A 26,051-nucleotide genomic window follows, 5' to 3' on the forward strand; every position below is an offset into this window, starting at 1 on the left:
CCATCGCTAGATCCCGGACTGCGCGACGAGGTGCGCCGTATCGGCCTCCGGCTGCAGCGGCGGCGCAAGCGCAATCGGCAGCCGCACGAGGTCGACGATATCCTGCGGCGGCACCGGCTTGCTGACCAGATAGCCCTGCATCTCGTCGCAGGCATGCCGCCTGAGGAATGCCTGCTGCGCGGCGGTCTCGACGCCTTCGGCGACGACGGTCATGCCGAGCGCCTTGCCCATGCTGATGATCGCCTGCGCGATTGCCTGGTCCTCCGAATCGTTCGGCAAATCGCGCACGAAGGAGCGGTCGATCTTGATGGTGTCGATCGGGAATTGCTTCATCAGCGACATCGACGAATAGCCGGTGCCGAAATCGTCGATCGCCAGATGAATGCCGCGGCTCTGGATCGCATCGAGCACGCGCACCGCGCGGGTGACGTTCTGCATCACCATGCTCTCGGTGACTTCGAGCTGCAGGAGATGCGGCGGCATGCCGCTGAACGCCAGCGCTTCGTCGATATCCTGCAGCAGGTTCTCGTCGACGAACTGGCGCGGCGACAGATTGACCGCCATCGAGATCGGCCGCAGCCCCTGGCGATGCCATTCCATGTTCTGGACACAGGCCTGTCGCAGCACCCAGCGGCCGATCGGAACAATCAGCCCGGTCTCCTCGGCGAGCGGAATGAACTTTGCCGGCGGCAGCATGCCGGCCTCGGGATGGCACCAGCGCAGCAGCGCCTCGACACCGGTGACCTCGCCGCTCGCCAGATCCACCTTGGGCTGGAAATGCAGCATGAACTCGCCGCGGCCGAGCGCGTGGCGCAGGTTGGTTTCCAGCGTCAGCCGCTCGAGCGACTGCGAGCGGTCCTCGCGGGAGAAGAAGCGGAAGCCGTCCTTGCCGTCGCCCTTGACGATGTACATCGCCATGTCGGCACGGCGCGTCAGTGTCTGGATGTCCGCGCCGTCGTCCGGATAGATCGCAATCCCGATCGAGGCGGTGGTGTGGCATTCATGGCCACACAGATCGAACGGCGCGGCAATCGTGCGCCTGAGATCGCGCGCCACGGCCTCGACATCCTCGCGGGTGCCGATGTTCTCCAGGATCACCACGAACTCGTCGCCGCCGAGCCGCGCCACGACGTCATGCGCGCGCAGGCTGCGCTTGAGCCGCAGGCCGGTCTCGACCAGCAGCTTGTCGCCGGAATCGTGGCCGAGCGAATCATTGATGATCTTGAAGCGGTCGAGGTCGATGAACAGCACCGCAAGCCGGCGCCGGTTGCGCTCGGCGGTCCCGATCGCCGCGTGCAGCAGCTGGTTGAAGGTCTCGCGGTTCGGCAGGTGGGTCAGGCTGTCATGCGAGGCGAGATATTCGATGCGCTCGTCGGCCTCGCGCTTCTCCTCGGCGCGGTCGAAATTCTCCAGCGCGAAGGCGACGTTGTCCGCGAGCCGCTGCAGCAACTCGGTCAGCTCGGGCGTGAAGGCACCGCGGATATCCGAGAAGAACACCAGGACGCCGAAGGATTCGTCGTTCCTCACCAGCGGCAGCGCCGCGCCGGCCAGATTTCCGGCGGCCTTGACCAATTGGTAGAAATGACCGGTCGTGGGGAACTCGCTGAGATAGTCGTTGCTGATGCACGCCTTGCGCGTTCGGAATGCTCTGCCGGTGATGCCGCTGCCTTCCGGCCGATCGGCGCTCTTGGAGAGCTTGACCTTGCTGGCGCGTTCCCGGTCGGGTCCAGCCGCGGCGACGGTTTCCAGATCGTCGGAATCGGGACGGGCCAGTGCCATGGTGGCCGAGTTGAAATTGCCGCCGAGGACGGCGGCTTCGCAAACCTGCCGGAACAACTCTTCGCGCGTCTTGGCGCGCATGATCGCTTCGTTGGTGGCGCCGAGCGCCGCGAACATCCGCGTCAGCCGTTCCTTGTGCGCTTCGGCCACCCGCCGGTCGGCCGCGCGCTCCAGCGCATCGAGCCCGAACGAGACGTTGTCGGCGAGCCGGCCCATCAGCGTCACCATCTCGTCATCGAGCTGGTCGTCGCCGCCGAAATAGAAGTAGATGACGCCGACCGCCTTGCCGGCGGAGAACAGCGGGAACACGCCGCAGGCGGTCAGCCCCGCCTTGCGGATCAGCGGCAGCCAGGGTTTCGAGCGCGGTTCGCTCGCGACGTCGTTGCTGATGCAAGGCTTGCCGGTGCGGAAGACCGTTCCGCCCATGCCCTGCCCCTGCGGAATCGAAGGGTCGGAGGAGAAGCGGACGCTGGCCGTGATCTCGGGATATTTGCCGGCGTCAGCGGCCAGGCGGAACCAGGACGTATCCGCCTCCGGCGTGAAGATCGCAGCGCCCAGCAAATTGCCCTGCCCGACCGCAGCGGCGCAGACTTCGCGGAACATCTCGTCGGCGGACTGCGCCCGCATGATGGCTTCGTTGGTCGCGGTCAGTGCGGCAAACATCCGCGCGATGCGGGCGCGCGCGAGATCCGCGAGATCGCGCGCCTTGTCGCGGTCGAAATTGTCCAGCGCGAACGAGACGTTCTCCGCCATGCGCTCCAGCAGGCCGACGGTCTCGTCAGTCAAGGCGTTGGGCTGGTCGAGGTAGAACAGCAGCGCGCCGATCGGACGACCGTGGCGCATGATCGGGACTGCGGCCGCCGAGCGAGCACCGATCTGCAGCGCGGTCGCATGCCAGCGCCTGGTGCGTTCGTCGTTGATGTAGTCGCTGCTGACGATCGGACGGCCGGTGCGGAATGCCGTCGGCGCCAGGCCCTGCCCGTCCTCGGAATTCGGATCGACCGAGCTGGTGCGCCCCTTCAGTGCGGCGACGCCGACACCGGCGCCGGCAACGCAAACCAGCCGCCCCTCGTCATTGGCGAGCAGCACGCCGGTGCCGAGGAATTTGCCGCCGAACACCGCGGCATCGCACACCCGCTGAAACAGCTCGTCGTCGGAGGAGGCGCGCAGGATGGCCTCGTTCGTGGCGCTGAGCGCCGCGAACATCCGCGCCATGCTGGTCTGCACTAACATCGATCCCCCAACCGACAATTCTTGCCGTCAGACAGCCTGCGAAATTCGCCTGAAGCGGGAGTTATCATTCGCGGTAAATGGGTGGTGAATCCCGCGAGAGAAGAACACACGTTTAAGAGTTTACCGAGGCGCGCGGCGTCAGGCCGCCCGCACGCCGGCGAGGAAGGTCGAGACCTCCTTCTGCAGCGACTGCAGCTTGCCGGTCAGCCGGCCGCTCGACTGCAGCACCCTCTCGGCGACGCCGCCGGTCTCCGCAGTCGCCGCGGTGACACCGGTGATGTTGTGCGAGACCTGGTTGGTGCCGGAGGCCGCCTCCTGCACGCTGAAGGCGATCGCCTTGGTCGCCGCCCCCTGCTCCTCGACGGCGGCGGCGATCGAGGAGGAGATCTCGTTGACCTCCATGATGGTCGCGCGGATGCCCTGGATGTTGCCGACCACCTGCTGGGTCTCGGCCTGGATCGCCGAGATCTGCGCGCTGATCTCATCGGTCGCCTTCGCCGTCTGGCTCGCCAGCGACTTCACCTCGCTTGCGACCACGGCAAAGCCCTTGCCGGCCTCGCCGGCGCGCGCCGCCTCGATGGTGGCGTTGAGCGCCAGCAGATTGGTCTGCGAGGCGATCTGGTTGATCAGGTCGATCACCTCGCCGATCTTGTGCGCGGCGGCGGCAAGCCCCTCGACGGTCTGGTTGGTGCGCTGGCCGTCGGCGGCGGCCTTGTCGGCGACCTGAGCTGCCTGCGCCACGCGCTGGCTGATCTCGGTGATCGCGCTCGACAGCTGCTCGGCGGACGAGGCAACCGTCTGCACGTTGGCCGACGCCTGCTGGCAGGCATCCTCGACGATCCTGGAGCGGCGGCTGGCCTCGCCCGCCGTCTGCGACATGCTCTGCGCCGCGTCCTGCATCTGGCGGGCATCGCCGATCACGTCGCTGACCACGGCCTCGATGCTGGCCTCGAACTTGGAGGCGAGCTCGAACATCGCCTTGCGCTTCTCGGCATCGGCCTGCTGCTTCAGCTCGCTCTGCTCGGCATGCATCTGCGCGATCGCGGCCGCATTGTCCTTGAACACGGCCAGCGCGCGCGCGAGCGCGCCGACCTCGTCCTTGCGCGCCGTGTATGGCACCTCGAAGGCCCCGTCGCCGGCGGCGAGCCGCTCGGTCAATCCGGTCACCTTCGCCAACGGCTTGGTCACGCTGCGGCCGATGAAGAAGGCGCAGACCAGCACCACCGCGAACACGATCAGCGACAGCACGCCGAACATCATCGCGGTCTGCTTGAACACGGCGTCGACGTCGTCGAGATAGATGCCGGTGCCGATGATCCAGCCCCACGGCGCAAAGCCCTTCACATAGGAAATCTTCGGCACCGGCTGCTCGAAGCCGGGCTTCGGCCAGAGATAGCTGTAGAAGCCCGCGCCTTGCGCCTTGACCACGTCGACGAAGCCCTGGAACAGGCGGTTGCCGGTCGGGTCCTTCATCTCGCCGAGCTCCTTGCCGTCGAGCTCGGGCTTGATCGGATGCATGACCATCTTCGGGGTCATGTCGTTGATCCAGAAATATTCGGCCTTGTCGTAGCGCAGCCCCTTGATCTCGGCGAGCGCTGCGGCCTGGGCCTGCTCGCGGGTCAGCTTGCCGTCGGCCTCCTGCTTCTGGAAATGGGTCAGGATGCCGTAGCCGAGATCGACCATCTGCTGCGTCTTGGCCTGGCGGTCCGCCATCATCTGGCCGCGCATGGTCGACAGCGCGATCGGGCCGATCACGATCATACCGGTCAGGCTGAGCACGATGATGAGGATGAGCTTGAAGCTGATGCGGGAGAACATCGATCGGTCCTGAAATGGGCGCTGAGAATTGACCGTTTCAATCTAGACGCATTGCGTTAGCGAAGATTTAAGCAATTCGGTTCCGCCGTCGGCACGAGTTAGACGATCGTCTCGTCCCGTGCGGCGCGCGCCTTCTTGCCGCGCTTCAGGAAGGTGACCCCGATCTGGTCGCCATGGACCCAGGCGAGCTTGCAGCGGCGGTAGGCGAGGCCGACCGAGGACAGCACCAGGAAAAACTCCTTCAGCTGCAGCCCCTCGATCGAGGAGCCGACTGTCAGCTTGGCGCCCTCCTCGGAAACGTCCTCCATGGTGCATTCACGACGCCAGGTGCCGTCGATCGCCATCAACTGCGTCGGCACCGGATGCTCGAAGCGGATGCGGGGCGAGGTGCGCCGTTCGCTGGTGCTCATGCTCAGGCGCTCGCTGCAACCGCGTCGGCGTCCGCCGGCGGCACGTCGCGGCTCTTGCGCATGATCATCCGCATCAGCTCGTTCTGCCTGTAGGTCTCGACGAATTTCACCGCGAAGCCGTTCGGCAGATGGCGGACCACGCGGCCGATGCAGGCGCCGACGCCCAGGGGCATGCCGACCGGCGGCTGCACCTCGGCGGAGACGGCGACGCCGGACTGCGAGACATCGATGATGAAGCAGCCATGCAGGCTGCCGTCGGCCAATGTCAGCGTGGTGTGCGGCGCCGTGGGAATGAAACGCGTATGGTCACGCGCATCGAGAACGCTCGGGTCCTTCTGCTTCTTCTCGATCCAGGTCAGCTTGTCGGCAAAGCGCTCGCGCTCGGGGCGCGTCATCTCGAGCTCGAGCAGGAAGCTGCCGCTCATGGTGTCGCTGATCGCGCCCTCGAACCTGCCGAACTCCTCGAAATACGAGACCAGCCGGTCGCCGACCTTGCCGACCACGGGCACGTCGACGATCATGCGGAACGGCGACACCCGCGTGGTCCGGCAGGCGAAGGTGCGCAGCTTGCCCTGCGGATCGTACCAGTTCGGCAAGGTGTAGTTGCCGTCGACGGTGACGTTGACGGCGCGCTGCTTGAGGAACCTTTCAACGGACACGACGAGTCCTCGCTTGACGCGATACGGTGCGGTAAGGATTCGGGTGGACTGACTTTCCTAGGCGCCCGACACCGGGATCGCCCGTCGCATCGCGATGCAAGCGGCATGCGGCTCGTCGCGTTGCGGGACGCACCCGCGCGCAAAGCGAGTACGGTTGTACCGCTAATATGCTAAGGAAAGCTAAAACCCGGCTGTGGGTTTCCGGGTCGCGGATGCTAGTGCGGCAACCCTTACGTCCAGGTTTATTTTTCAAACCGCACAACCACGAGGCGTCGACGGTCGCGGTTTCGCCGGCCGCGACCCACGTCTGCAGGAATGATGGCTGAAATGGCCGGCGCGGCCGGCCTATAATCGGTTGGCGCCCTTCCTCGAGTCCTGATTGGATCATCCTGATGCTCAACGTCCCCAAAACCGGCGAAACCTCCTACGCCGACGGCAAGATCCTGCAGGGCATCGTCGATGGCGTCGGTGTCGTCACTTTCAACAATCCCGACAAGCGTAACGCGATGTCGCTGGAGATGTGGGAGGGCTTTGGCCAGGCGCTGACCGCGCTGCGCGACGATCCCGCCGTTCGCGTCGTGATCCTGGTCGGCGCCGGCGACAAGGCGTTCGTCTCGGGCGCCGATATCAGCCAGTTCGAGAAGACGCGCCATAACGCCGAAGCTTCCGAGGAATATTCGAAGCGCAGCGCCGCCCAGCGTGCGCTGCTCGCCGACTATCCGAAGCCGACGATCGCCTGCATCCGCGGCTTCTGCCTCGGCGGCGGCATGCAGGTCGCGATGCTCGCCGACATCCGCATTGCCGGCTCTGGCAGCCAGTTCGGCATTCCCGCCGCCAAGCTCGGCATCGCCTATGGCTATGACGGGCTGCGCCATCTGGTCTCGCTGGTCGGGCCGTCCTGGGCACGGCTGATCATGTACACGGGGATGCGGATCAACTCCGCGGAAGCGCAGCGGATCGGCCTGGTCGACCGCGTGCTCGATGATGCCGAGGTCTGGGATGCGACACTGGAGATCGCGCGCACCATCTCCGGCAACGCGCCACTCGCGATCAAGGCCGCCAAGATCACCATCGCCCAGGTGCTGAAGGACCCCGCCGAGCGCGACATGGCCGCGATCAAGCAGATCGGCATCGACTGCATGGACAGCGAAGATTTTCGCGAGGGCCGCACCGCGTTCATGGAAAAGCGCAAGCCGCAGTTCAGGGGAAGGTAGATTCTCTCCATCGTCGTCCTGGCGAAAGCCAGGGGTGGACTCTGCCCAGCCCTCGGTGTCATCACCCGCGCATGCGGGTGATCCAGTATTCCAGAGGCAGCTGTGATTGAACCGATGGGTCCCGGCGTACTGGGTCGCCCGGTCCTTGTGCGCAATTGCGCACAGGCCGGGCGATGACACCGAGGATGAGGATACAGCTTCGCATTCTCGCGGCATGATCTGCCCGAGTTTTGCATCTCGTTCCGCCCTCTCTCTTGAATCGAGGGCGCAGGGAAGACCGGGTGCACGCTGCACCCGCGGTCCCGTGCGCAATGGGGAGAGAGTGGCGCACACGGGCATACAAATGCAGCGGAGGCACGCCGGCCTTCCCTGCGCGATGGCTTTACGGCTTATACGTGCTCGCCCTGGTGAGACTCTGCTTTTGTGCCACCATCGCCCGCGATCGGCTTTCGCCTCTCACGGGCTTGCCACCAACATCGGGGCGGCAGGCCCACACGACTTCGCCGTACACCTTGCACGCACACGTCACTCGCACGCTCGGTGTCCACCGCATCTTCACCCGCGTTCCTGACGTTGCGCAACGCCCCTCTTGCCGGGTGAGACGGGCATATTGAACCACTGATTTGGGCTACGAGTCAAGCGAAATTCGGTAATCCGCAACACAAATGCGGAAAGACCTTGAATCGGCTGACAAAATCGGCGGCGTGGCGCACGCGACCGGGGCGGTCCGATCGGGATCAGCGCGCGAGATCGAGACGATCCTTTACGTGATCGATGAAGGCGCGCAGCTTGGGCATGATCTGCCGCTGACTGGGATAGTAGAGGAACACGCCCGGCGTCATCGGCGCGAAGGCGTCCAGCACCTGGACGAGCTTGCCCGCCTTGACGGCGCCGGCGGCCAGCGGTGCCGGCACCTGGGCGAGGCCGATGCCTTCGACGGCGGCGCCGAGCATGCTGGGAAAGTCGTAGGCGATGAACGGTCCCGACACGGCGATCTCGATCGAACGTCCCTTGTCATTGAGCATCCATGGCGCGAGTCCGCCGTTCGATCGTCGGAGTCTCAGGCACGCATGGTGGCGCAAATCGTCCGGCCGCTCAGGCCGGCCGCTACGCCGAAGGTAAGCGCGGCTGCCGACGATGACATAAGGCAACGGCTTGGTCAGACGCACCGCGACCATGTCAGGATCGATGAATTGGCCCAATCTGATGCCGGCATCAAATCCCCCTGCTGCAAGGTCGACCAGTTCCTCGCTCGCTGCAAGCTCGAGCTCGATCTCCGGATACGCCTTGCAGAACGACGCGATCAGCGGCTCCAGCAGGACCGGCACGACCGAACGCGGCACCGTGAGACGCAACAGTCCGGCCGGACGCTGCCCGAGTTCACGCGCAGCTCCGCTTGCCGCGACCAACTCCTCGAACGCAGGTCTTGCGCGCGCCAGGAATCGTTCGCCGGCTTCGGTCAGGCCGACGCTGCGGGTGGTCCGCATGAACAGCACGGCGCCGACGCGCGCTTCGAGGGCGCGCACCGCCTGGCTGATCGCCGACGGCGTGACCCCGAGCTCGGCCGAGGCCCGGCGAAAGCTGCGGTGCTGGGCGACGGCGAGGAACGCCTCGACGCCGTCGAGCGCGCCCTGCCTGACTGTGAAGTTCTGCTTCATAGCCCGTCAACATTATCGCGAATAGTCACTCGCGGAAAGCGGCCTTACATCCGGTGTGCAAGTCGGCGGCACCGCCACGCATGCTGACTTTGGCAACATCACGAATTCAGTCGTGACCGGAGAATGCGACCGATGAAAGCCATCCGCCACGCCATGCTGGCACTCACCCTCACCCTGACAGGCGCAACGTCCATGACCGCTCCCACCCCTGCCCATGCTCAAGTCCCTGCCCAAGTCCCAGCCCAAGCCATGTCGATCCCGACCACCGCCGTGATGGCGATCCTGACCGTCAAGGCCGGCGTCACCCGCGAACAGGTGATGGCCGTCATGCCGGATGAAATCCGACAGACCGTGCAGCTCTATCTCAACGGCAAAATTCGCGAATGGTACTCGCGCGCCGACGGACGCGGTGTCGTCATCCTGCTGAACGCCAAGGATGTCGCGGAGGCCGACGCGATCATGGCAGGCCTGCCGCTCGGCAAGACCGATCTCATGGACCATGAGTATGTCGCGATCGGCCCGCTGCTGCCGCTCCGCCTGCTCATTGCAAGGCCCTGAACGCCCACGCGCGCCGAGCCGAAAATCACAGGGGATTCGAACGTGCCGCCGACCTTCAACCTTCCATTCGTGCTCAGCGTCGCCGGAGCTTTCCTGGCAAGCACAGTCGTCGCGGCGATCTATGTCTGGCCGGCGATCCGAGCAATGCCGCGCCATGAGGCCTTGCGACTTCTCGCCGCTTTCCACGCGTTCCGCTTCTTAGGCATGAACTTCATGGTCACAGGCTTCGTCTCGCCGGATTTGAGCTCGAGCTTCGCGAGCCAGGTCGGATGGGGCGATCTGATCGCAGCCAGCCTCGCGCTTGCCGCGATGGCCGCACTCTCCTGGCGCTGGGCGGTCGCAATTCCCCTCGTCTGGATCTTCAACATCTGGGGCACGCTGGATCTGCTGAATGCCTACTACGTGGGTGCCACGAAAATCGCGTCTCCCGGCCTGTTCGGCGCCGGCATCTATATTCCCGCGCTCTACGTGCCGCTGCTGCTCGTCAGCCACGTGCTGGTACTCATGATCCTGTTGAGGACCGAACCTGCAGAGGCGTCCTAGATCAGTAGGGTGGGTTAGACGAGCGGATGCGCGAAGCGCATTCGCTGGGCGTAACCCACCATCTTCCTATCCAACCCACGTCATCGTGCGATGAGAGACCGCCGGTGGGTTACGCCAAGCGGACTGCGCTTCGCGCAGCCGCAGGGCTAACCCACCCTACGGCATCGCGTTTGTGGCGACGTCCGCGGCATCCATCAAAACGGCAGCGCCACGCCGGTCTTGATCTCCTTCAGGATCACGTTCGTCCTGACGTGGCGGATGCCGGGGATGCGAAACATGAAATCGTCGAGGAATTTGTTGTAGGCATCCATGTCGCGGACGACGACGCGGAGGTGGTAGTCGGCGTCGCCGGTGGTGGCGAAACATTCCAGCACCTCGCGACGCTCTTTCACGCGCGAGACGAATTCGTCGACGAAGGCGGTGTCGTGGCGCTCCAGCGAGACGTGCAGGATCGCCGAGGTCGCAAAGCCCGCCTGCTCGCGCGACACCAGCGCCGAATAGCCGGAGATGATGCCGCGCTCCTCCAGCGCGCGAACGCGGCGCCAGCAGGCCGAGGTCGACATGCCGACGCTGTCGGCGAGCTGCTGGTTGGTCGCGCGGCCGTCTTTCTGCAATTCGGCGAGGATTTTCTCGTCCTGGTGTTCAACCATCGGAAGGTTCCATTTCGGTAGAATATACCGAAAACTTGCCATCACAGCAATAATCTACCTATTTAGGCCCCACCAAGGAAACACATAGGTAAGACCTACCAGACCTCAAGGCGTAGCCTTGTCGCAGCAGAACCTTGCGACTCACAAGAGGTCAGTCATGGGCCAGATGCCGTTCCTTGACGCCTACCAGCTCTCCGACCGCTACAGCCGCGACACGGGCCGCGTCTTCCTGACCGGCACACAGGCGATCGTGCGCATCGCGCTCGATCAGGCCAGGCGCGACCGCGCCGCGGGGCTCAACACCGCGGGCTTCATCTCCGGCTATCGCGGCTCGCCGCTCGGCGGCGTCGATCTCGAATTGTGGAAGATCAAGGAGCAGCTGAAGACGAGCCGCATCGAATTCCTGCCCGCGGTCAATGAAGACCTCGCCGCGACGGCCGTGCTCGGCTCGCAGCAGGTGGAGACGCAAGGCGATCGCGAGGTCGATGGCGTGTTCGGGCTGTGGTACGGCAAGGGCCCCGGCGTCGATCGTTCCGGCGATGCGCTGAAGCATGGCAACGCCTACGGCTCCTCCCCGCATGGCGGCGTGCTCGTTGTCGCCGGCGACGACCACGGCTGCGTCTCGTCGTCGATGCCGCATCAGTCCGACGTCGCCTTCATGAGCTGGTTCATGCCGACGCTGCATCCGGCCAGCGTCGACGAATACCTGGCCTTCGGCGAATACGGCTATGCGCTGAGTCGCTTCTCCGGCATGTGGGTCGGCTTCAAGGCGATCTCGGAGATCGTGGAGTCGGGCGCATCGGTGGAGCTGCGTCCGCCGCGCATCTTCGCGCAGCCCGACTTCACGCCGCCGCCGGGCGGCCTGCATTATCGCTGGCCGGATCTGCCGGGACCGCAGATCGAGGAGCGGCTGGAGGCCAAGAAGCACGCGGTCTACGCCTTTGCCAAGGCGAACCCGATCGATCGCCACATCTACGATATCCCGCATGCGACCTACGGCATCGTCACCACGGGCAAGGCGCATCTCGATCTGATGGAGGCGCTGCGGCTGGTGGGGCTCGACGAGGCCGCCTGCCGCCGCTTCGGCATCGACATCTACAAGGTCGGCATGGTCTGGCCGCTGGCGCTGCACGACGCGATGGAGTTCGTGAAAGGCAAGCGCGAGATCCTCGTCGTCGAGGAGAAGCGCGGCATCATCGAGAGCCAGTTCAAGGAATATTTCTACGACTATCCCGGCGCCAAGCCGGAGCGGATGGTCGGCAAGCATGACGAGACCGGCGCGCGGCTGATCTCCTGGATCGGCGAGCTGTCGCCGCACATGCTGGCCGATGTGCTGGCGCGACGGCTCGATCCGATGTTTCCGGAATTGCAGCTGGCGCGCCACGTCGCCGCGCTCAGGCCCGAGCAGGATCGCAGCATCACCGTGCCGGGCGCGACCCGCACACCCTATTTCTGCTCGGGCTGCCCGCACAACACGTCGACGAAAGTGCCTGAAGGCTCCAAGGCATTGGCCGGGATCGGCTGCCACTTCATGGCGAGCTGGATGGACCGCGAGACCTCGTCGCTGATCCAGATGGGCGGCGAAGGCGTCAACTGGGCGGCGTCGTCACGATTCACCGGCAACAGCCATGTGTTCCAGAATCTCGGCGAAGGCACCTATTATCACTCGGGCTCGATGGCGATCCGGCAGGCGATCGCGGCCAAGGCCAACATCACCTACAAGATCCTGTTCAACGATGCGGTGGCGATGACCGGCGGCCAGCCGGTCGACGGCCCGGTCAGCGTGCAGGCGATCGCGCACAGCGTTCGCGCCGAGGGCGTGGAGCGCATCGCGCTGGTCTCCGATGAGCCATCGCATTTCTCGCCGGCCGATCTGCCGGTCGGCGTCACCATTCACGCGCGCGAGGAGATGGACGCCGTGCAGCGCGAGCTGCGCACGATTGCCGGCGTCACCGTGCTGATCTATCAGCAGACCTGCGCGACCGAGAAGCGCCGGCGCCGCAAGCGCGGCACGCTGGCCGATCCCTCCCGCTTTGCCTATATCAACGACCTCGTCTGCGAAGGCTGCGGCGACTGCTCGATCGAGTCGAATTGCCTCAGCGTCGAGCCGAAGGAGACGCCGTTCGGCCGCAAGCGCAAGATCAACCTCTCGACCTGCAACAAGGACTTTTCCTGCCTCAACGGGTTTTGCCCGAGCTTCGTCACCATCGAAGGCGGCGCGCGGCGCAAGAAGCGCGCGAGCGCGATTGATCCGCTGGCACGTGCGGCGACGCTGCCCGCCCCAGCGCTTGCACCGCTCGCGCGGCCCTATGATCTCTTGGTGACCGGCGTCGGCGGCACCGGTGTGATCACGGTTGGCGCGCTGATCGCAATGGCCGCACATCTCGAAGGCCGCGGCGTCTCGGTGCTCGACTTCACCGGCTTTGCGCAAAAATTCGGTCCGGTGCTGAGCTTCCTCCGCCTCGGCGCGACGCCGGATGAATTGCATCAAGTGCGCATCGATCAGGGCGCGGCGGATGCGTTGATCGGCTGCGACTTGGTGGTGAGCTCATCTGCAAAAGCGTCCGGCACCTATCGCAAGGAGATGCGTGCTGCGGTCAACACCGCGGAAATGCCGACCGGCGATGTCGTGCGCTTCCGCGACGCCGATCTGGCTTCGCCGGTGCGGCTGCGGTCCATCGAGCGGGTGATCGGCAAGGGCAATCTTTCGACGATCGACGCCAATGCGCTGGCCGAGCGGCTGCTCGGCGACAGTGTTTATGCCAATATCATGATGCTCGGCTTTGCCTGGCAGCAGGGGCTGGTGCCGGTCTCGCTGGAGGCCCTGACGCGCGCGATCGAGCTCAACGGCGTCACCGTCGAGCGCAACAAGCAGGCGCTGGCCTGGGGACGGATCGCGGTCGCCGATCCGGATTTCCTGCCGAAGGCGGAGGGCGCAGCAAGCGATGCGGTCGAGACGCTCGACCAGATGATCGCGCGCCGGGCCGATTTCCTGACCGCCTATCAGGACGCCGCCTATGCCGCGCGGTTCAGCGCGACGGTCGAGCGCGTCCGCCGCGCCGAAGCGGCATTCGGCAGCGAGGCGCTGACCGATGCGGTGGCGCGATCGTTGTTCAAGCTGATGGCGTACAAGGACGAGTATGAGGTGGCGCGGCTGCATATGCAGAGCGGCTTCCTCGGCGAGCTCGATCGCACTTTCGAGGGCGACTTCAAGGTGCAGTATCATCTCGCCCCGCCCTTCCTTCCCTCGCGGCACGATGCGCGCGGGCGGCCGCGCAAGCGGGCGTTCGGGCCGTGGATCCAGACGCCGCTGCGGATGCTGGCGCGATTGAAAGGCTTGCGCGGCACCGCGTTCGACGTATTCGGCTACACCGCCGAGCGGCGGACGGAACGCGAATTGATCGGCTGGTATGAAGCGCTGATCGAGATGATGCTCGGCCAAATCAACGCGGCGCGATTGCCCGACCTGATCGCCCTCGCCAAGGCACCGATGGAGATCCGCGGCTACGGCCCGGTCAAGGACGCGGCGATCGCCCAGGCGAAGGCCGAGGTCGCACGTTTGACTGCACAAGTGGCGGCGTGCCCGGAAATCGGCACAGCCAGCAGGGCGGCAAGCTGATAGGCTTCGCCCACACAGTCGCTTCTTCACGGAGTTCATCATGGCGGGCGCGATCGACCTCGACCAACTCACTGCCGTTCAGGCCGCGGCCGAGATTCGCGCCGGTCGGATCACCAGCCGCGCACTGACCGCAGCGGCGCTGGCGCGCGCCAAGGAACTCGCTCATCTCAACGCCTTCATCACGCTCGACGAGGTTGGCGCGATGGCGGCGGCGGAGGCTTTCGATGCGGCCGGCGGCGCGCAGGCCGGCAAGCCGCTCGGCGGCGTCCCCATCGTGATCAAGGACAATATCGAGGTCGCCGGACTGCCGTCGACCGCGGGCACGCCGGCGCTGAAAGCCTATGTGCCACGCGCCGACGCGCCCGTCGCGGCGAAGCTGCGCGAGGCCGGCGCGATCATCATCGGCAAGACCAACATGCACGAGCTCGCGTTCGGCATCTCCGGCTACAACGGCGCCTTCAAGACCGGCAGCGAGTTTGGTGTCCGCAACGCCTATGATGCGCGCAAGATCGCCGGCGGCTCCTCATCCGGCACGGGGGCTGCGATCGGCGCGCGGATCGTCACCGCCGGCCTCGGCACCGACACCGGCGGCTCGGTGCGCGTGCCCTGCGCTGTCAATGGCTGTGCGTCGTTGCGGCCGACCGTCGGACGCTATCCGCAAGCAGGCATCGCGCCGATCTCGCACACCCGCGACACTGCAGGCCCGATGGCTGCGACGATCGCCGACGTCGCACTGCTCGACCAGGTCGTGGCCGGCGGCGGCGCGATTGTGCCGTTGAAGCTCGCGGAGGTGCGGATCGGCGTCGTCCAATCGATGCTCGCCAATCTCGACGCCGACACCGATGCAGCCTTCCGCGCCGCGCTGGACACGCTCAAGGCGAATGGCGTCACCGTGATCGATGTTGTCATGGACGGCCTTGCCGAGATCAACGGCCAGATCGGCTTTCCCGTGGCGCTCTATGAAGCCTATGACGACATGGTCGCGTATCTTGCACACACCGGCACCAGCCTCACCATCGAAGCGCTGGCGCAGGAGATCGCGAGCCCCGACGTCAAAGGCACCTATGACGGCCTGGTGATCCCGCGCAAGCTGCCGGCACCCGACGGCAGCGTCGTCGATGCCAAGCCGATCTATGACGCCGCGATCACGACCGCGCGCCCGGCGCTGCAGGCGCTCTATCGCGACACCTTTGCAAGCCACCGGCTCGATGCGCTCGCCTTCCCGACCGTGCCTGTTGTCGCGATCGATTCCGATCCGGAATCCTCGAGCCTCGCCAATTTCGGACTGTTCATCCAGAACACCGATCCCGGCAGCAATGCCGGCATTCCCGGCATCCAGCTTCCGATCGCGCTCGGCGCAAGCAGCGGCCTGCCGATCGGTCTCGAACTCGACGGCCCCGCCGGCAGCGACCGAAAATTGCTGGCGATCGGCATGGCGATGGAGACGCTGTTCGGCCGGCTGCCGCCGCCAAGGCGTTGAAGCGCGCCTACTCGGCCTTGATCGCAGCGTCCTGGATCACCTTGCGCCAGCGCGCTTCCTCGCTGGCGACGTAGCGGTCGAGCTCGGCCGGCGGCGCGGTCACCATCACGAGGCCCTCATTGACGCCGAGCTTCCTGAAGGCGTCGGATTGCACCGCCTTCGCCGCCGACTTGTTGAGACGATCGATGATCTCGGCCGGCGTGCCGGCGGGCGCATAGACGCCGTACCAGGCCTCCGCGGCGTAGCCGGGCACGCCGGCTTCAGAGACCGTCGGCAATTGCGGAAAGGCGGCCGAGCGCTCCGCCGAGGTCACCGCGATCGCGCGCAACTGGCCGGCCTCGACCAGCGCGGCGCAGCTCGCCACCGTCGTGAACATCACCTGGATCTGGCCGCCGATCAGGTCGGTGATCGCAGGCGCCGCGCCCTTGTAGGGCACGGTGGTGAGATTGACGCCGGCCATGTGCTTGAACAATTCGCCCGCGAGATGCGCGGAGGTGCCGGTGCCATAGGTGCCATAGGAGAGCTTCTTCGGATCGGCTTTCGCGGTGGCGATCAGATCGGCGATCGATTTGATCGGCGACGCCGGATTGACCACGACGACATTGAAGGAGCGCGCGATCAGCGCCACCGGAGCGAAATCCTTGTGGGCGTCATAGGGCAATTTTGCATAGAGGCTCGGATTGACCGCATTGGCGAACGTGCCCATCAGCAGCGTGGTGCCGTCGGCCGCGCTGCCCGCGACGCTCTGGGTGCCGATGATGGTGCCGGCTCCCGGCTTGTTCTCGACGATCACGGAGACGCCGAGATCCCTCTGCATCTCCTGCGCCAGCGCGCGCGCCACCACATCGGTGCCGCCGCCCGGCGCAAAGGGCACCACGATCTTGATGAGGCGGTCGGGATAGGCGGCAGACAGCGGCGAGGACAGCAGCACGCATGCTGCAAGCGCGAACAGGATGAATTTCGTCAAACGCAATGTCATGGTGTGACCCGGCGGCGAGCGGTCTCTCCTTCATACACGCACACGCCATGCAGGGGATGATGGTCGGTCATGACCACGATGCTGTAGGGTGGGCAAAGCGCAAGCGTGCCCACCCTCCCGAGCACGTCACTTGAAGGTGGGCACGGCGCTTTGCGCCTTTGCCCACCCTACCCATTCACGCATACGGATTGATCAGCTTCTGCTGCTGCGCGGCATGCCGGGCCAGCAAATCGATGAAGCTGCGCACCTTGGCGGAGAGATGATGGCGGTGCGGATAGACCGCGTTCATCGTGAACTCGACCGGGCGATATTCCGGCAACAGCCGCACCAGCGCGCCGGATTCCAGTTCGTCGCGCACGAGGAAGCCTGCCGCGAGGAAGACGCCGACACCCGCGAGCGCGGCGAGCTTCAGCGTCTCGCCGCTGTTGGAGACGAGATTGCCGGAGACTTTCACCGCCGCCGGCGTGCCCTTGCGGTCGACGAAGTGCCACTCGTCGCCGAAGGGATAGTTGACGTGGCGCATGCAGTTGCGCTCCGCGAGATCGGCGAGATGCTCGGGCTTTCCGTGCGCCTCGATATAGCCGTGCGAGCAGCACAGCACGTGGCGCCAGGTCGCCAGCGTGCGCACGATCAGGCTGGAATCCGGCGGCGGGATCATCCGCACCGCGATGTCGATACTCTCGTCGATCATGTCGACGTTGCGCTCGCCGATCGCAAGATCGACCTTGACCTCCGGATAACTCGCGAGGAATTCGGCGACCACCGGCGACAGGAATTGCACGATGTGGGTGTTGGTGTAGATCCGCAGCGTGCCGCGCGGCACCGACTGCAGGGCGCCGGCGATGTCGTCGGCCTGCTCGATGTCGGCAAGGATCTGCACCGCGCGGTCGTAATAGGCCTTGCCGACCTCGGTCAGGCTGACCTTGCGCGTGGTGCGGTTGAGCAGCCGCACGCCGAGCCGGTCCTCCAGCGACTGCACGTGGTTGCTCACCATGGTCGTGGACATGTTGAGCTTGCGGCCGGCAGCGGAGAAGCCGCCGGCTTCGACAACCCGAACGAAGGCGGTCAGGCTGGTCAGGCGGTCCATAGGACAAGCCCCCGATTATTCGCTTTGGCTTGATAATGCTTCCAGTTTTATCCGGATTATCACAACGGGAAGGACATTGCATCTTCGCGACGTACCCCGACGCCCTCCTCCCAGAGGACGCCAAATCCCGATCAGGAGGATGCCATGTCGACCGCCACCTATACCGCTGAAACACCTGCGAAAATCGGCCTGCGCCCGTCCCGGAAGTCGATCCAGCGGGCAGCCCTCGCGCTGGCGGTCGCGCTCGGCGTCGCCGCCGCCGGCGACTTTGGCTACAGCTATCTCACCACCGGCCGCTACCTCGAGTCCACCGACGACGCCTATGTGAAGGCCGACTCGACGATCATCGCGCCGAAGGTCTCCGGCTACATCGCGCGGGTTCTGGTCGGCGACAACGAGCCGGTGAAGGCCGGCCAGGTGTTGGCGCGAATCGACGATCGGGATTTCCGCGCAGCGCTGGGACAGGCCAAGGCCGATGTCGACGCATCGGAGGCTGCGGTCCGCAACCTCGATGCGCAGATCGCCCTGCAGCAGCCGATCATCGAGCAGGGCACCGCCGACGTCACCGCCGCCGACGCCAACCAGAAGTTCGCGCAGGAAGAGCAGTCCCGCTACGACGGCCTGATGAAGACCGGCTCGGGCACGGTGCAGCGGGCGCAGCAGACCGACGCGGCGCTGCGTGCGGCAAGCGCGCAATTGCAACACGCGAAGTTCGGCCTGCTCGCCGCGCAGCGCAAGGTCGACGTGTTGACCACCCAGCGCGCGCAAGCGGTGGCGCAGGCCGATCGCGCCCACGCGGTGCTGCAGCAGGCCGAGCTGAACCTGTCCTATACGCAAGTGACCGCCCCGGTCGACGGCACGGTCGGCGCGCGCTCATTGCGGGTCGGACAATATGTGCAGGCCGGCACGCAGCTGATGGCGGTGGTGCCGCTCGACCAGGTCTATGTGGTCGCCAACTTCAAGGAGACCCAGCTGACCCATGTCCGCAACGGCCAGCCGGTCGAGCTCACGGTCGACGGTTTCCACGGCACCAAGCTGAAGGGCCATGTCGACAGCCTGTCGCCGGCGAGCGGTCTCGAATTCGCACTGCTGCCGCCCGACAACGCCACCGGCAATTTCACCAAGATCGTGCAGCGCGTGCCCGTGAAGATCGTGCTCGATGATCACAGGCTGAAGGGTCTGTTGCGGCCGGGCATGTCGGCCGAACCGGTCGTCGACACCAAGGCGACGGTGCTGGCCGAACGCGAAGCGGGACCCTGAACAGCGTGCTCACCTCACTCAGCACGAACAACTATCAGTTCGAGAACATCCCGATGACCGCGCTCCAGCCCACACTCAACTCAGCCGTTGATCTTCCTGCCCCCAGGACCGCTACACCCGCAGCGCCCGCCGTGTCCGCCAGGACCTGGATCGCCGTCGCCGGCGCGACGCTCGGTGCGTTCATGGCGGTGCTCAACATCCAGATCGTCAACGCGTCGCTCGCCGACATCCAGGGCGCGATCGGCGCCGGCATCGATGACGGCGGCTGGATCTCCACGTCGTATCTGATCGCGGAGATCGTGGTGATCCCGCTGTCCGGCTGGCTGGCGCAGGTGTTCTCGGTCCGCATCTATCTCCTGACCAACGCGGTGCTGTTCCTCGCGCTGTCGGTCGCCTGCGCCTTCGCGCAGGACCTGCCGCAGATGATCGCGCTGCGCGCGGTGCAGGGCTTCACCGGCGGCACGCTGATCCCGCTTGCCTTCACGCTGATCATCACGCTGCTGCCGAAGGCGAAGCAGCCGATCGGGCTTGCGCTGTTCGCGCTGTCGGCGACGTTCGCGCCGGCGATCGGCCCGACCATCGGCGGCTATCTCACCGAGAACTGGGGCTGGCAGTACATCTTCTATGTCAATCTGGTGCCCGGCGCGATCATGATCGGCATGCTGTTCGTCTCGCTCGAAGCGAAGCCGATGAAGCTCTCACTGCTGCGCGAGGGCGACTGGGCCGGCATCGTCACCATGGCGATCGGGCTTGCCGCGCTGCAGACCGTGCTCGAGGAAGGCAACAAGGACGACTGGTTCGGCTCGCCCTTTATCGTCAAGCTGTCGATCATTGCCGCGGTCGCGCTGTCGGCCTTCCTGTGGATCGAGCTGACCGCACAGAAGCCGCTGCTGAACCTGCGCCTGCTGGTGCGGCGCAATTTCGGCTTCGGCATCATCGCGAACTTCCTGCTCGGCATCGCGCTCTATGGCTCGGTGTATATCCTGCCGGTGTACCTGTCGCGGATCCAGGGCTACAATGCCGAGCAGATCGGCATGGTGCTGGCATGGACCGGACTGCCGCAGCTGTTCCTGATCCCCTTGGTGCCGAAACTGATGCAGCGCCTCGATGCGCGGATCATCATCGGATTCGGCTTCGCGCTGTTCGCGGCGTCGAACTTCATGAACATCTTCATGACCAACGACTACGCCACCGATCAGCTGTTCTGGCCCAACGTCGTCCGCGCCGTCGGCCAGGCGCTGGTGTTCGCGCCGCTGTCGGCGGTCGCCACCGCGGGCATCGAGGCGGAGAATGCGGGCTCGGCGTCCGGCCTGTTCAACATGATGCGCAACCTCGGCGGCGCCGTCGGCATCGCCATCCTGCAGACCCTGCTGACCAAGCGCGAGCAGTATCACTCCAACGTGCTGATGCAGTCGGTCTCCATGCTGGAGCAGGCGACGCAGGCGCGGATCGAGAAGCTGACGCAGTATTTCATGAGCCATGGCGTGGCCGACCATGCTGCCGCCGTGCTTCGCGCCATCGCCGCGGTCAGCAGGATCGTGCAGAAGCAGGCGTTCATCCTCGCCTTTAGCGACATGTTCTTCCTGCTCGGCGCCGCACTGATCGCAGCCCTGCTCGCCTCGCTGCTCCTGAAGAAGCCCGGCCATCTCTCGGGTGGCGGCGCGCACTAACCCATCATCCACCCAAGTCCCACAAAGGAGAACCACCATGAAATCCCGCCTGAACTTCTACGCAGCTGCCCCCGAGACCATGAAGGCGCTGGAAGCCGTCGAAGCCCAGATCCAGGCCTCCGGCCTCGAGAAATCGCTGATCGAGCTGGTCAAGATCCGCGCCTCGCAGATCAACGGCTGCGCATTCTGCATCAACATGCACACGTCAGATGCCCGCAAGCAGGGCGAGACCGAGCAGCGCATCTATCTGTTGAACGCATGGCGCGAGTCCCCGCTCTACACCGAGCGCGAACGCGCCGCGCTGGCCTGGACCGAGGCGGTGACGCTGATTGCGGAAACCCATGCGCCCGACGCCGAGTATGATGCGGTGCGCGCGCAGTTCTCGGAAAGCGAGACGGTCAATCTGACCATGCTGATCGGCGCCATCAACGCCTGGAACCGGGTCGCGATCAGCTTCCGCGCGATCCATCCGGTGCGGGCGAAGGTGGCGGCGTAAGTGGCGCGGCGCGCGTCACACACTCTACTGTCATCGCCCGCCTTGTGCGCAATTGCGCACTGGAGCGGGCGACCCAGTACGCCGCGGCTCATCGGCTTAATAACGACTGTCTCTGGAATACTGGATCGCCCGCCTTCGCGGGCGATGACACCGATAGGTGACGGGAGCAGCGGCTAAACCGCGGTCGCCTTGGCGAACTCGACGTAGATCTCGCGCAGCCGCGCGGTCATCGGACCGACCTTGCCGTCGCCAACTTTCTTGCCGTCGATCGCGACCACGCCCTGCACGAACACCGAGGCGCTGGTGATGAAGGCTTCCTTGGCCGACAGCGCTTCCTCGACGGTGAAGGCGCGCTCCTCGATGCGGAGCTGACGCTCCTCGGCGAGCTTGACCACGGCCTTGCGGGTGCAGCCCGGCAGGATCTCGTTGCCGTTCTTGCGCGTCACGATCACGTCATCCCTGGTGACGATGAAGCATGACGACGAGCCGCCCTCGGTGACCTTGCCATCCTCGATCATCCAGGCCTCGCTGCAGCCGGCTGCAGCCGCCGCCTGCTTGGCCAGCACCTGCGCGAGCAGCGCCACGCTCTTGATGTCACGCCGGGTCCAGCGCAAATCGGGCACGGTGATCACGTTGACGCCGGCCTTGGCCGAGGGCGCGTCGATGATCTCCTTCGACGAGGTGAACATCACCAGCGTCGACTTGACGTCCGCCTTCGGGAACGGGAAGTCGCGTCCGGTGTCGGCGCCGCGGGTGACTTCGAGATAGACCAGGCCGCTCTCGATGTTGTTGCGCTTGACCAGCTCCTTCTGGATCTCCTCGATCCGCGCCAGCGTCTCCGGCAGCTTGAGCTGGATCTCGCCGACCGAGCGCTCCAGCCGCGCCAGGTGCGAGGCGTTGTCGACCAGCTTGCCGTCGAGCACGGCCGCCACTTCGTAGATGCCGTCAGCGAACAGGAAGCCACGGTCGAACACCGAGACCTTGGCCTCCGAGTGCGGCACGAACGAGCCATTGACGTAAGCGATCGGTTCCAACTGAGTTCTCCTGCGGCGAAGGTCGGGGGTTGGCCCTTCGTATACGCAAATTGTTAACGGCGATAAACCCTGGAAGAGGCATGCCCCGGATGACCCAGAGGCCGTAGGGTGGGCAAAGCGGCCCCGTCCGCGGTGGCTCAACGAGCGAAAGTGGAAGCGTGCCCACCATCGCGAGCACGCCAGAAATGGTGGGCACGGCGCAAGTGCGCCTTTGCCCACCCTACGAAGGGTCCGGGTTCAGCCAGCCCCTAGTGCTGCAGAATCTTCGACAGGAATTTCTGCGCGCGGTCGCTGCGGGGGGTGCCGCCGAAGAAGTCGGTCTTCTTGGCGTCCTCGACGATCTCGCCGCGGTCCATGAAGATCACGCGGTCGGCGACCTTGTTGGCGAAGCCCATTTCGTGGGTCACCACCATCATGGTCATGCCTTCGCGCGCGAGGTCGACCATGACGTCCAGCACCTCGCTGATCATTTCGGGATCGAGCGCCGAGGTCGGCTCGTCGAACAGCATCGCGATCGGGTCCATGGCGAGCGCGCGCGCAATCGCGACGCGTTGCTGCTGGCCGCCGGACAGCTCGGCCGGGAATTTCCTGGCGTGCTCCTTCAGCCCGACCCGCTCCAGCAGCTTCATGCCCTTGGCCTGGGCCTCGTCATGCTTGCGGCCCAGCACCTTCTCCTGCGCGAGGCAGAGATTGTCGACGATCCGCAGATGCGGAAACAGCTCGAAATGCTGGAACACCATGCCGACGCGCGAGCGCAGCTTCGGCAGGTCGGTCTTGGGATCGTTGACCTTGACGCCGTCGAGGATGATCTCGCCGCCCTGGAACGGCTCCAGCGCGTTGACGCATTTGATCAGGGTCGACTTGCCCGAACCGGAGGGGCCGCAGACCACGACCACCTCACCCTTGGTGACGCTGGTGGTGCAGTCCTTCAGCACCTGGAAGCTCGGGCTGTACCACTTGTTGACGTGCTTGATCTCGATCATTTGTGACTCATCTGCTGCAGCGAGCGGCGATTCACCTCTCCCTTCGGGAGAGGTCGGCGCGCAGCGCCGGGTGAGGGGTTACGGTCTATCGATGGAGCAGAACCCCTCACCCGGATCGCTGACGCGATCCGACCTCTCCCTATGGGAGAGGTGAAGGGGTTCGTGCCTTTAGCTAGCAGCGGCATGTTGGGCTACCGCACGATGGCGATGCGCGCCTGCAGGCGGCGGACAAAGAAGGATGCGACGCAGGAAATGGTGAAGTAGACGACGGCTGCGAACAGATACATCTCGACCAGGCGGCCGTCGCGTTGCGCCACCTTGCTGGCGGCCCCCAGGAAGTCCGGGATCGACAGCACGTAGACCAGCGAGGTGTCCTGGAACAGCACGATGGTCTGGGTCAGCAGCACCGGCAGCATGTTGCGAAACGCCTGCGGCAGCACGATGTAGCGCATCGACTGCGCGTAGGTCAGGCCGAGCGCGCTGGCCGCGGCCGGCTGGCCCTTCGAGATCGACTGGATGCCGGCCCGCATGATCTCGGAGAAATACGCCGCCTCGAACATGATGAAGGTGATCAGGGACGAGGCGAACGCGCCGACCGTAATGGGCCGTGATGCGCCGGTCAGCCACTGCCCGATATAGGGGACCAGGAAGTAGAACCAGAAGATGACGAGCACCAGCGGCAGCGAGCGCATGAAGTCGACATAGACGCCGGCAATGCGGCCGAGCCATTTGTAGCCGCTTAGCCGCATCAACGCGATCAGCGTGCCGAACACCAGTCCGCCGAACGCGGCGAGCGCGGTCAGCGTGAGCGTAAAGCGCATGCCTTCGAGGAACAGATAGGGCAGTGCGCGGCGGATGACATCGAAATCGAAACTGCCGAGCATGGCTATTTCCCCGAGATGTAGCCGGGGATCGCGACATAGCGCTCGAGGAAGCGCATGCCGGTAACCACGATGAAGTTGACAAGGAGATAGAGCACGGTCGCCGCGGTGAAGGCCTCGAACACCTGGAACGAGAACTCCTGCATCGAGCGCGCCTGCCCGGTCAGCTCGATCAGGCCGATGGTGATCGCGACCGCGGTGTTCTTGATGGTGTTGAGGAATTCAGACGTCAGCGGCGGCAGGATGATGCGGAACGCCATCGGCAGCAGGATGTAGCGATAGCTCTGCACCGTGGTGAGCCCGAGCGCGGTCGCCGCATTCTTCTGCCCGCGCGGCAGCGAGCCGATGCCGGCCTGCAATTGCACGGCGACGCGCGCCGACATGAAGAAGCCAATGCCGATCGCCGCGGTCCAGTAGGGCGCGTTCGGCAGCTGCTTCAGCCAGAGGCCGGCGCCCCTCGGCAGCAGCTCCGGCAGCACGAAGAACCACAGGAACAGCTGCACCAGCAGCGGCATGTTGCGGAAGAACTCGACCCAGCAAAAGCCGATCCAGTACGCGGTCCGCGACGGCAGCGTGCGCAGCACGCCGATCACCGAGCCGAAGATCAGCGCCAGCACCCAGGCCAGCAGCGCCGTCTTGATGGTCAGCACCAGTCCCGCCAAAAGCATGTCGAGATAGGTGCCGGTCCCCATCGGGTTCGGCTCAAGAAAGATGTGCCAGTTCCAATTATAGTTCACGGGTCCCCCGACCGATGGCGCGGCGCAAATCCAACCGCGCTACTTATGCACGCGCATCTTATGCAAATGTCCGGCCACTTCCTCCAAAATGACCGGACTTGCGTCTCTTCGCCTCTCCCCGCCTGCGGGGAGAGGCATAGGCCGCCTTCGGCGGCCGTTCTAAAAAGGACGCTGAAGCGAAGCTTCAGCTACATTGCATCGCAAGATGCAATCCGGGTGAGGGGGAGCCTTCGCGAATTCGTCTTTCACCGCTTCTGCGGAGAAGGCCCCTCACCCTGACCCTCTCCCCGCAAGAGCGGGGAGAGGGGAAATCAAGAGTCTTACTTATACGCGTCCGGATCCGGCGAGTCCGTCGGCTTGGCGAACTCGTTCTTCAGTTCCGAGCTGATCGGCGAGTTGAGGTTCAGTCCCTTCGGCGGGATCTTCTGCGTGAACCACTTGTCGTAGATCTTCTGGGCTTCGCCGGAGGTATAGAGCGCTGACGTGGCGGCGTCGACGACCTTCTTGAACGGGGCGTCATCCTTGCGCAGCATGATGCCGTAGGGCTCGGGCTTGGAGAACGCATCCTTGGAGATGACGTAATCGTCCGGCGCCTTGGAGCCGGCGACCAGGCTGGCGAGCAGGATGTCGTCCATCACGAAGGCGACCGCGCGGTCGGTCTCGACCATCAGGAAGGCCTCGGCATGGTCCTTGGCCGGGATGATGTTGGCGCCGAGGCCCTTGGCGACGTTGGCTTCGGTGAGCTGCTTGATGTTGGTGGTGCCGGCGGTCGAGACCACGGCCTTGCCCTTGAGATCTTCGATCGACTTCAGCCCGGCCGACTTCTTGAAGACATAGCGGCTCGCGGTCAGGAAGTGGGTGTTGGTGAAGGCGACCTGCTTCTGGCGCTCGGCATTGTTGGTGGTCGAGCCGCATTCGAGGTCGATGGTGCCGTTGGCCATCAGCGGGATACGCGTCGCCGAGGTCACCGGATTGAGCTTGACCTCAAGCTTGTCGAGCTTGAGCTCCTTCTTCACGGCGTCGACGATCTTGTAGCAGATGTCCATGGCGTAGCCGACGGGCTTCTGGTTGTCGTCGAGATAGGAGAACGGGATCGAGGAATCGCGGAAGCCGAGCGTGATGGCGCCGGTGTCCTTGATGTTCTTCAGCGTGCCCGTGAGCTCCTGGGCCTGCACCTGGCTTGCCCCGAGGGCTCCAACGAGCGCGAAGCCGATCAGGTATCTGGTCTTCATACGTATACTCCTTGCGTGGAAACGGTTGATTGTGTGTGTTTTCGTTGAGGACGGGTGCGATAGTGGGATCA

At 65.0% G+C, this 26,051-nt stretch carries 21 protein-coding genes; 8 read left to right on the forward strand and 13 right to left on the reverse strand.

What is annotated here, in order from left to right; translation table 11 throughout:
• Positions 1 to 6: 6 nt before the first annotated feature.
• The 4 genes from JQ604_RS06765 to JQ604_RS06780 form a co-directional block, all read right to left on the reverse strand.
• Complete coding sequence (locus tag JQ604_RS06765; RefSeq protein WP_212354589.1) at positions 7 to 3,012, reverse strand: bifunctional diguanylate cyclase/phosphodiesterase; 3,006 nt, start codon at positions 3,010 to 3,012, stop codon at positions 7 to 9.
• Between the two features lie 138 nt (positions 3,013 to 3,150).
• Positions 3,151 to 4,830 (reverse strand): methyl-accepting chemotaxis protein, encoded by a 1,680-nt coding sequence (locus JQ604_RS06770; RefSeq protein ID WP_212354591.1) that lies wholly within the window; start codon positions 4,828 to 4,830, stop codon positions 3,151 to 3,153.
• Positions 4,831 to 4,928: 98 nt separating this feature from the next.
• The gene (locus tag JQ604_RS06775; RefSeq protein WP_212354689.1) at positions 4,929 to 5,246 is read right to left on the reverse strand and encodes a PilZ domain-containing protein; all 318 of its coding nucleotides are present in this window, start codon (positions 5,244 to 5,246) and stop codon (positions 4,929 to 4,931) included.
• Positions 5,243 to 5,899 (reverse strand): PilZ domain-containing protein, encoded by a 657-nt coding sequence (locus tag JQ604_RS06780; protein WP_212354593.1) that lies wholly within the window; start codon positions 5,897 to 5,899, stop codon positions 5,243 to 5,245. Before JQ604_RS06780 ends, JQ604_RS06775 begins: the two co-directional genes overlap by 4 nt.
• A 392-nt stretch (positions 5,900 to 6,291) precedes the next feature.
• Between JQ604_RS06780 and JQ604_RS06785 the strand changes: the two genes are divergently transcribed.
• A complete protein-coding gene (locus JQ604_RS06785) occupies positions 6,292 to 7,113 on the forward strand; it encodes an enoyl-CoA hydratase (RefSeq protein ID WP_212354595.1) in 822 nt (273 codons plus the stop codon).
• Positions 7,114 to 7,850: 737 nt separating this feature from the next.
• On the opposite strand, the gene JQ604_RS06790 is transcribed toward JQ604_RS06785, so the two are convergent.
• The gene (locus JQ604_RS06790; protein ID WP_212354597.1) at positions 7,851 to 8,771 is read right to left on the reverse strand and encodes a LysR family transcriptional regulator; all 921 of its coding nucleotides are present in this window, start codon (positions 8,769 to 8,771) and stop codon (positions 7,851 to 7,853) included.
• Between the two features lie 249 nt (positions 8,772 to 9,020).
• Here JQ604_RS06790 and JQ604_RS06795 point away from each other — a divergent pair, with 249 nt between their 5' ends.
• A complete protein-coding gene (locus tag JQ604_RS06795; protein ID WP_249158057.1) occupies positions 9,021 to 9,329 on the forward strand; it encodes a hypothetical protein in 309 nt (102 codons plus the stop codon).
• A 42-nt stretch (positions 9,330 to 9,371) separates the two neighbouring features.
• Positions 9,372 to 9,872, forward strand: a complete 501-nt coding sequence (locus JQ604_RS06800; RefSeq protein WP_212354599.1) for a hypothetical protein — start codon at positions 9,372 to 9,374, stop codon at positions 9,870 to 9,872.
• A gap of 194 nt (positions 9,873 to 10,066) precedes the next feature.
• Here JQ604_RS06800 and JQ604_RS06805 read toward each other — a convergent pair whose 3' ends face one another.
• Positions 10,067 to 10,522: an Lrp/AsnC family transcriptional regulator gene (locus tag JQ604_RS06805; RefSeq protein ID WP_212354601.1), complete on the reverse strand. Its 456-nt coding sequence runs from the start codon at positions 10,520 to 10,522 to the stop codon at positions 10,067 to 10,069.
• 157 nt (positions 10,523 to 10,679) lie between these two features.
• Here JQ604_RS06805 and JQ604_RS06810 point away from each other — a divergent pair, with 157 nt between their 5' ends.
• The gene (locus JQ604_RS06810; RefSeq protein ID WP_212354603.1) at positions 10,680 to 14,141 is read left to right on the forward strand and encodes an indolepyruvate ferredoxin oxidoreductase family protein; all 3,462 of its coding nucleotides are present in this window, start codon (positions 10,680 to 10,682) and stop codon (positions 14,139 to 14,141) included.
• Positions 14,142 to 14,193: 52 nt separating this feature from the next.
• Positions 14,194 to 15,621 (forward strand): indoleacetamide hydrolase, encoded by a 1,428-nt coding sequence (gene iaaH, locus JQ604_RS06815; protein WP_212354693.1) that lies wholly within the window; start codon positions 14,194 to 14,196, stop codon positions 15,619 to 15,621.
• A 7-nt stretch (positions 15,622 to 15,628) separates the two neighbouring features.
• Here the strand turns inward: iaaH and JQ604_RS06820 are convergent, their stop codons facing one another.
• Together JQ604_RS06820 and JQ604_RS06825 are read right to left on the reverse strand one after the other, a co-directional pair.
• Entirely contained in the window at positions 15,629 to 16,600 is a 972-nt protein-coding gene (locus JQ604_RS06820) for a tripartite tricarboxylate transporter substrate binding protein (RefSeq protein WP_212354605.1), read from the reverse strand.
• A gap of 175 nt (positions 16,601 to 16,775) precedes the next feature.
• Entirely contained in the window at positions 16,776 to 17,687 is a 912-nt protein-coding gene (locus JQ604_RS06825) for a LysR family transcriptional regulator (protein ID WP_212354607.1), read from the reverse strand.
• Positions 17,688 to 17,831: 144 nt separating this feature from the next.
• Between JQ604_RS06825 and JQ604_RS06830 the strand changes: the two genes are divergently transcribed.
• The 3 genes from JQ604_RS06830 to JQ604_RS06840 are packed head-to-tail and all read left to right on the forward strand — an operon-like array spanning position 17,832 to position 21,113.
• Entirely contained in the window at positions 17,832 to 18,947 is a 1,116-nt protein-coding gene (locus JQ604_RS06830; protein WP_212354609.1) for an HlyD family secretion protein, read from the forward strand.
• A 53-nt stretch (positions 18,948 to 19,000) separates the two neighbouring features.
• Positions 19,001 to 20,617: an MDR family MFS transporter gene (locus tag JQ604_RS06835; protein WP_212354695.1), complete on the forward strand. Its 1,617-nt coding sequence runs from the start codon at positions 19,001 to 19,003 to the stop codon at positions 20,615 to 20,617.
• 37 nt (positions 20,618 to 20,654) lie between these two features.
• A complete protein-coding gene (locus JQ604_RS06840; protein ID WP_212354611.1) occupies positions 20,655 to 21,113 on the forward strand; it encodes a carboxymuconolactone decarboxylase family protein in 459 nt (152 codons plus the stop codon).
• 173 nt (positions 21,114 to 21,286) lie between these two features.
• On the opposite strand, the gene JQ604_RS06845 is transcribed toward JQ604_RS06840, so the two are convergent.
• From JQ604_RS06845 to JQ604_RS06865, 5 genes are all read right to left on the reverse strand, one after another.
• Positions 21,287 to 22,147: a D-amino-acid transaminase gene (locus JQ604_RS06845; RefSeq protein ID WP_212354613.1), complete on the reverse strand. Its 861-nt coding sequence runs from the start codon at positions 22,145 to 22,147 to the stop codon at positions 21,287 to 21,289.
• Positions 22,148 to 22,395: 248 nt separating this feature from the next.
• Positions 22,396 to 23,130, reverse strand: a complete 735-nt coding sequence (locus JQ604_RS06850; protein WP_212354615.1) for an amino acid ABC transporter ATP-binding protein — start codon at positions 23,128 to 23,130, stop codon at positions 22,396 to 22,398.
• A gap of 191 nt (positions 23,131 to 23,321) precedes the next feature.
• Positions 23,322 to 24,014 carry an amino acid ABC transporter permease gene (locus tag JQ604_RS06855; protein WP_212354617.1) on the reverse strand — a complete coding sequence of 231 codons (693 nt, stop codon included), beginning with the start codon at positions 24,012 to 24,014 and terminating at the stop codon, positions 23,322 to 23,324.
• Between the two features lie 2 nt (positions 24,015 to 24,016).
• Positions 24,017 to 24,748 carry an amino acid ABC transporter permease gene (locus JQ604_RS06860; protein WP_212354619.1) on the reverse strand — a complete coding sequence of 244 codons (732 nt, stop codon included), beginning with the start codon at positions 24,746 to 24,748 and terminating at the stop codon, positions 24,017 to 24,019.
• 320 nt (positions 24,749 to 25,068) lie between these two features.
• Positions 25,069 to 25,980 (reverse strand): amino acid ABC transporter substrate-binding protein, encoded by a 912-nt coding sequence (locus JQ604_RS06865; RefSeq protein WP_212354627.1) that lies wholly within the window; start codon positions 25,978 to 25,980, stop codon positions 25,069 to 25,071.
• Between the last annotated feature and the right edge of the window lie 71 nt (positions 25,981 to 26,051).

The organism is Bradyrhizobium jicamae, from assembly GCF_018130695.1.
In the GTDB taxonomy this organism is placed as follows: domain Bacteria; phylum Pseudomonadota; class Alphaproteobacteria; order Rhizobiales; family Xanthobacteraceae; genus Bradyrhizobium; species Bradyrhizobium jicamae_B.